The sequence below is a fragment of the Shewanella sp. SM101 genome (assembly GCF_025654465.1).
GTDB classification, from domain to species: Bacteria; Pseudomonadota; Gammaproteobacteria; order Enterobacterales; family Shewanellaceae; genus Shewanella; species Shewanella oncorhynchi.
Window position 1 is genome coordinate 1 of sequence record NZ_JAKKRH010000087.1, and the last position, 6,634, is coordinate 6,634.

The 6,634-nt window shown below is 43.6% G+C and carries 5 protein-coding genes and 1 pseudogene; 4 read left to right on the forward strand and 2 right to left on the reverse strand.

What is annotated here, in order from left to right; genetic code table 11:
- A partial coding sequence (locus tag L5M38_RS23475; protein WP_263146819.1) for an integrase core domain-containing protein occupies positions 1–238 on the forward strand: 238 nt, incomplete at its 5' end.
- On the opposite strand, the gene L5M38_RS23480 is transcribed toward L5M38_RS23475, so the two are convergent.
- Together L5M38_RS23480 and L5M38_RS23485 are read right to left on the reverse strand one after the other, a co-directional pair.
- Positions 231–587, reverse strand: coding sequence for a hypothetical protein (locus L5M38_RS23480; protein ID WP_263180473.1), 357 nt, complete (start codon positions 585–587; stop codon positions 231–233). The genes L5M38_RS23475 and L5M38_RS23480 overlap by 8 nt on opposite strands.
- A gap of 402 nt (positions 588–989) precedes the next feature.
- Positions 990–1,727, reverse strand: a complete 738-nt coding sequence (locus L5M38_RS23485) for a hypothetical protein (RefSeq protein ID WP_263180475.1) — start codon at positions 1,725–1,727, stop codon at positions 990–992.
- 916 nt (positions 1,728–2,643) lie between these two features.
- Here L5M38_RS23485 and L5M38_RS23490 point away from each other — a divergent pair.
- The 3 genes and pseudogenes from L5M38_RS23490 to L5M38_RS23500 form a co-directional block, all read left to right on the forward strand.
- Positions 2,644–4,887 (forward strand): hypothetical protein, encoded by a 2,244-nt coding sequence (locus L5M38_RS23490; protein ID WP_263180477.1) that lies wholly within the window; start codon positions 2,644–2,646, stop codon positions 4,885–4,887.
- 10 nt (positions 4,888–4,897) lie between these two features.
- Positions 4,898–6,385 (forward strand): annotated as a pseudogene (locus L5M38_RS23495) (hypothetical protein); the annotation flags it as partial.
- 66 nt (positions 6,386–6,451) lie between these two features.
- On the forward strand, positions 6,452–6,634 hold a 183-nt coding region (locus L5M38_RS23500), incomplete at its 3' end, for a transposase domain-containing protein (protein ID WP_263140309.1).

Consider the following 6,634-nt stretch of genomic DNA (forward strand, 5'->3'; position numbering starts at 1 on the left):
TCGTCGCGGGAATTGTTGGGATAACGCACCAATGGAGCGTTTCTTTAGAAGTTTGAAATCTGAGTGGATACCCGCCAGTGGTTATGGGAATTTTACAGAAGCAGATAAAGAGATCACAAATTACATCACTGGATATTACAGTGAGACCAGACCCCATCAATATAATGGTGGGTTAACGCCAAATGAGTCAGAACGTTTATATTGGAATGACTCTAAAACCGTGGCCAATTTTACTTGACCACTACACTCTGACGACATGATTTTAGGTACTCTTTTATAGACAAACCACGAATTTTTCTTCTATCTAAATCTGCCTCCTTCATTACATCCGGAGGATAAACATATGCACTAAGTTTTGCAGCAGAGATACCTAAGAATTCCGCCTGTCTTTCTAATTCACTTGAAGGATTAATTATTTCTTCCAGTTCTGACTGTGTGAGATTGCTATAAATGTTATTTTTACCACATATTCCGCAATGAAATGAAAGATTAATTTCATTGCTGGTCATAAAGTCATCAAAAAAACACGCGTCGACTTCATTATATTTTCCACAATACTTACACTTTAATGATGCTGTTGTTGACATTGTCATCCCTACAAAAAGCTAACGTCTTAGTATTTATGCGCTGTGCTGTTTTCAGGGCATAAATCGCTTGCCGGACTTGGCCGCTGCCACATCCGTGTCAATTGGTATAAATGATGCTATAGGAATTTGCTTTTTTGCGGTAGCGTTTTTTATACCGTTTGAAGAGTAATTAGTTGATATCTATTACTGGATGTTACCCTATGAACCAGACTAGGAAAGTCTGATTCACTAGCTAATTTTTGGACATTTTCGAGTTAGACTTTAGCTCGAATTAGAGAGTCTCGAATTAAAACTTCTATGGGTAACACCTTGCTCACCGACGAGTAAGTTGGTGCTGTTTTTGCCGCATTTTGTTTTAGCAAAAAGCGCGACAACTGTATCAAGTCCACGTGCAGCAACTTGTTAGGCATTTTTGTTGACGATTTCCTGAAGCTCATTTGCAAATTTTTTAATATCTACAAACATATTAAAAATAGCTTGTTGGTCCAAATAAATTGGATTACCCTCTTTGGTTTTTCCGTTTCTATGGACTATATCATGGCGAATTTTAGTTATTTTATCTACTTCAGAGATATTCAGATCAATTTTGTTTCCAAGTATGGTCTCAAATATTACTTTTACTTTTGGCATGCTGTGATAGAGTATTTTAGATAGTTCCTTTATAGCAAGCGCTTTGGGGTTTGATTCTGTTACTGCTAAAAACTCAAGCGTATATTTTGCATTTTTTAATTCTTCGATTTTAAATGAATTCACAAAAAAACGATCATTATTATTTACTAGAGATTTTACAGTTTCACCGAGAAATGCCTCAAGCAAACTAACCGAATGTGCATAAGTCATTCTATACATAATATATGGTTTTGTTTTTAGTGGGTTATTAACTATAAGTTTTTCAAGCTCTCTTATCTCTTCGAGAAAAAGTCTGTAAAGAGTTGAAGAATCATTTTTTTGTAACCATTTTAGATCTTCTTCGAATTCAAATTGGTCCCTTAAATGCTCTTGAAGATTAAAGTATTCGTCAGCTAAATCTCTATACTCTTCGGATTCTTCATCTGCATCTTTATCCTCAAGACGGTCTCTTATCCATTGATCTGCCTTTTCATTTTCAAGCTCTATCATTAAATCTGACATTCTTCCCATGACATTATTCCTTAGGATAAAAAGTGTTCGATAAAATTGATGCCTAACATTTTATGAGGGGCATGCGCGTTTACCTCATTAGACCAGTAAAAACGCGAATAGTTAATTACTTGTAATATAAGGAACTTATCAGCTTTCTCTCAAATACACCATCCGGAAAAACGCGCATGCGTGTTTTACAAACCTATTATCTAAGTTTCGCTTTATATAACTAATTAATTTTAAATAGTTTTAGATGTTAATGATTGAGATGGCGCGCACAAAAATTGACTTAAAAACACTCAGAGCTACGCATTTTTTAATACGACTGTCTAGCGCTCCAGTTTCGGCCACTTATGGTGAATTGCTGAAAGCAGAAAATAGATGAGAATTTGTTGGGAAATGAGGTAGCAAGTTTGTGGTCAAACGCCCCGTGTTAACTCACTTTGGGGCAAAAGCTGTTTAGGGCTGATTTGTGTATTAATGACTTAGTTAAGCTTGACCTTGTTACAACAGTGACCGTTGGCGATATGGCTGCTCTTTCACATCTGACCCATAGGGATATGGGAAATGTCTATGATGTTGGGAACATCATAGACCATGTGAACGCGGCATTTACACTTCCGTGTGCTGCAGATGTTATCGTCGAGCCTATAGGGATACTTCTTATTAAATAAAACATCGGCGAGTCACTGGGAAACAATGACAATTAATGCCGCACAACTCGCTTTGTGCATTAGTTATTGATGCCGGAATTCGTCATTAAGAATTTGCCTAAGATTGGCATTGCTGTACCTGTGACTATCTAAAAAGGATGCTTTAGTCGCGCACTCAGGTGTCGCGCTGGACAGGCATAAATAGCCAAAGCATTTTATTTACTGGGCATGAAAGGGCATAATGCGGCGCTTACTATTTGTTTGAGATACAAGGAATAACCATGAAGTACTTGGTTAGCGTAGTTGCATGCTGTTTATTATCGGCCTGTTCTTTTGGGGATGCTGATGTTGAGTTTACGCCTGAAAAAGGGGAAGAGCGCTCGTATCAGCTGTATAGCACCACTAACATCACTGTAGACAATGGTCAGCGTACCGAAACGGTTAACGCCACGTCACATCAATTGCTGCGTTATAAGGTCCTCGAAACAGGCAAAAACAGTCGGTTTCAAGTGCATGTCGATTATATGAACATGCGCGATGGCCAAGGGAGCGGCGTCAGTAGTGGCCAGCGGGCCGATCGTAATCCAGAAATGCACGCTATTTTCTCGCAGGGGTTTGAATTTTCTTTAAATCTAGACGATGGCAGCGTTAAAGAATTCAGTGCATTGAACAAACCTGTATGGCAGGCGCTGTTGGCTGAACGCGGCGCAGAGCTTGAGCAGGAACTGAAAAAGCTCTTTAGCTCATCTGCCTTCCTTAGCACCATACCCGCCAAAGCGGGGGCGGTCGTCGCGCTTCCTGCCTATCAAGGCCACGCCAATGCCAAGCTTACTGTATTGCAAGTCACTGATACTCATGTGTTAGCCAAAGTTGAAAGTGGCGGCGATCAAGCCAAAATATACGGTCAGTTGATGTTAGAACGTGAGCGGGGTTGGTTAGCGCAGTTAGCCTTAGTGGCAGAAGCGCCATTTGAGCGCTACGGCTATAAGGGCACAGTGCGCAGCAACGTTATTATGTTGCCGCAGGAGCGCCAGTTGGGCGATCTGACGCAGTATTTAGGTTTTTATGATTTCCCAGTATTTGAGAATCAAAAACAACCTGACGTTATGTTGGATAACGTCAATAAGACCTTAGCCCAAGATGCTGTATTTGCCTATGATGCGGGCTATTTTTACCAGCAAGATGATTTATTAAAGCTGATTTATCAGTATGACTTTTCAGGTTTTAAGCCCGAAGGCGGGTTTAGCTTAACCGATATCACAGCACACAGTGCGGATGGCACAGTACTGCCGCTGCAATTGAGCAAGGTAGGCAGTTACAGTTATCCAGAACAGGATGGTTTCCATCAGTCTGAGCAGCAGAATTTGCTTATCGGTTGGAATGCACCGAATTACCTCTTAGCTCAGGTTGCTGAGTTTCGCGCGACAGCCCATTATCGCGGCGCGAAATTAGTCAAACTTAACCTGACCCCCGAACCCAGCAAAACTGTGGCCTTGCAGTATGAAGATATACAGCTGGAACTCTCGCCAATCCCAGATAAACCATTCAGTTATTTGCTGAAATCGCGAGGCAGCACTGACAAATCTTGGTTATACCGGCGCTTTGACGGTGCCGAAGGCGCTATGGTGAAATATCTTTCACCGCCGCCCACTGGGCCGGATTGGTTAACCCCGGCAGAGCAAAATATGGTGGCGTTGGCCTCATCGGCACAATATGAATCGATCACACAGTTTACCTTTCCCGCAGCGCCGCCCACGCTGACACTCTATGTGAATACTGTGGTTGACAGTGGTGAACTGACTAAGAACATTCGTTTTATTCCGACTCAAGATTACGCGCAAAATGTCGCCTATCCGCCGGCGCAGCAACAACTGCTTTATAGTGATGATATGTATGCGTCCTATGTTAATCAGCCGCAAGTTACTGCACCTGAAGACCCCGCCTTACTTGAGCCGCAAGTCGTGGCCAAATACGGCGTCAGTTTGCTGTTAACTTCCGAGCAGGCAGCGGTGTGTACGCTCAGTGTTGTCGATGCACCTAAGGTCAACGAGCACACACTGCAATGGACAAACACAAGCACTAACACTAACAACACGGGTTTTGGTGGAGGGCTGGATAAGTTTGTGCTGTACCAACTGACTAGCGCCGATGGGATCCGCCGCAATTTTTACGACATCAATGTCAGTAGCACTTTGGCCTGTACCGGTACGCCCAAATGGCAAGCGCTAGCGTATCAACCCGAGCAAAGCTGGTTGATTGATATCACTCAGTTGCCGAATGTTGATACCCATCAAACCGTGGCCGACTTTATGCGGCGCTATCGTTTTTTAAATGCGCAAAATTTACAGCTAGCTCCTGCTATTCAAGGTGACAGTAGTGATTTTTATCAGCGTCCGTTGCAGCAAGTATTACGTGAGGAACGCTGGTTTGTACTGGCGGGGCGCGCAGCACAGATAGAGCAGCTGACGATAAGCGGCGAACCGGTCAATAAACAGTGGGTTAATACATTCCCTGCGTTACCTTAAGGAGCAGAATATGAGAGTCTTATTACTATTATCTGCGCTACTTATGTCGTTTAATCTGTCGGCTGAGCGAATTTTACTCGACGAACTATGGCGGCTTAGCGATGTGCCTGGTGAAGCCATTTATTATCAGGAGCAAGCACCAACAGAGCAAAATGGCGAGTGGTCGCTACAACTCTTTTATCTGGAGACGGATAAACCCGTTTTTAAGGGCAGCGTCAACAGTCCCAATTTAGCCGAGAGTTTTATCGTTGGTGATTTCGAGTTTTTCTATCCCGATGGTCAACTGTCTCGCAAGGGCAGTAGCGATGCACAAGGGCGTTATCAGGGCACGCATCTGCATTATTGGGAAGACGGAGCGCTCTCGGGAGAGTACCACTACCAGCATGGCCAGTTGCAAGGAGATCAGAAAAGTTACCATACTAATGGTCAATTAAGGGAGCTTCAGCATCGTGTGAATGGGGCTGAATTAGGATTATCGCAAAGTTATTTTAACAATGGCCAGTTGCAAACACGCGTAACCTACGGCGCTAACGGTATGGAAGGGCTATATGAAAGCTTTCATAACAATGGTCAGCCGGAGCAAACCGTTAATATGGTGGCGGGGAAAAGAGAAGGCGAGAGACTGTATTGGACAAAAGAAGGCTGGTTATACACTAAAGAGTTTTATCTTAAGGGGAAAATACACGGCGAAGTGTTGATTTACCGAGCTGCCGATGTGCTGCAAGAGATTAAACACTATGAGCATGATAAGCAGGTGGGAAACCAGCAGCGTTTTGATGAACAAGGGCGGTTAGCAGAGCTGCAAAAGTATGATAAGGATGGTCGTGAAATTCAACATATTACCTATGATAATGCCGGTAACGTTGCGACCCAAACCGACACGCAATACCTCGCTAAAGGTCAGACCAGCACTGAACAGCGCTTCGATTCTGCGGGAAAGTTAACTTATCAATATCAGCAAGATACTACAAAAGACTGGAGCTTACGTCAGCGTTTTGATGCAGCAGGTGAGCTGATTGAACGTGATGAACAACTCAAGGGGCGATACGATGGCTTGTATATCGGTGCTGGCTGGAACGGTTATATCAGGCGGATAAACTACCGCAAAGGTCAAATGCACGGTGCATATCGAGAAGACAAGGCCGAGGACGGCGGTTTTGTCATCGGCCAATATCACTTAGGGTTAAAGTCCGGCAAGTGGGTCACAAAAAACGCGGATACGACGCGCAATGAGCAGTTTAACCAACAAGGTGAGCTGAGTGGTGAACAAACAGAAATCGCAGCCGATGGCACGATAATGCGCCGAGAGTTTTATAAAAACGCTAAGTTACATGGCGCGTATTTACTGCGTGGCTTTGATAAACAACTTCAAGCCCAAGGTCAGTATGTTAACGGTCAGCGCGAAGGCCAATGGCTGCTGCAAGATGAAAGCAGCTACAGCATGGTTAAGCTCTGGCATGGCAACTATAAAGCAGGACACGAAGTGGGTCACTGGCAGTAATGCCGATCAGTTAAGACAGATTGCTTGACGATCTCGCTGAAAAGATCAAAATCCGATGACCTCATGTCATCGGATTTTTTTATGCAACTCTCAGAAGCTCTCGCGCGCACTCATATTACCCGCCTAACCGAATTCACCTGCTTAGCTGATGTGTTAGAACCCGAGTTAATTCAATCCTGTTTAGACTCTCAGGGCGTTGCGACGCTAAGACGGCGTAAATTACCCATGGATGCAATGATTTGGGCG

What these genes read in the sequence shown, in the direction of transcription:
- L5M38_RS23490 (WP_263180477.1), top strand. Translation starts at nt 2,644, where the DNA reads ATGAAGTACTTGGTTAGCGTAGTTGCATGCTGTTTATTATCGGCCTGT.
- L5M38_RS23480 (WP_263180473.1), bottom strand. Translation starts at nt 587, where the DNA reads ATGTCAACAACAGCATCATTAAAGTGTAAGTATTGTGGAAAATATAAT.
- L5M38_RS23485 (WP_263180475.1), bottom strand. Translation starts at nt 1,727, where the DNA reads ATGGGAAGAATGTCAGATTTAATGATAGAGCTTGAAAATGAAAAGGCA.